The following is a 231-nucleotide window of genomic DNA, read 5'->3' as shown; positions in this document are numbered from 1 at the left end:
CAGGATACGATAACCGCAGGGCTGCAGCAGGTGGCGCAGTATGTGCAAATTGATGGGCTCATCGTCCACCACCAGGATGAGGGGGGCATCCTCGGGGGGAGGGGGCAGGTCATCGCTCTCCCAGTCCGGCAGGATCAGCGGCTGCTGGCGCACCAGCTGGTGTTCGATCTGGCGGCTGTCCAGGGTCAGGCTGCCCGCCTTGCCACTGGCGAGCGGCAGGGTGAAGGCGAA

At 65.8% G+C, this 231-nt stretch carries 1 protein-coding gene; it reads right to left on the bottom strand.

Going from position 1 to position 231, the window contains the following annotated elements:
• Positions 1-231 (bottom strand): response regulator (locus B4920_RS28220; protein WP_139379808.1); only part of this gene is annotated, 231 nt, incomplete at both ends.

Origin of the sequence: Zoogloea sp. LCSB751, from assembly GCF_002028455.1 — a bacterium.
Lineage (GTDB): Bacteria > Pseudomonadota > Gammaproteobacteria > Burkholderiales > Rhodocyclaceae > Zoogloea.
This window is presented reverse-complemented; position numbering and strand designations above follow the sequence as displayed.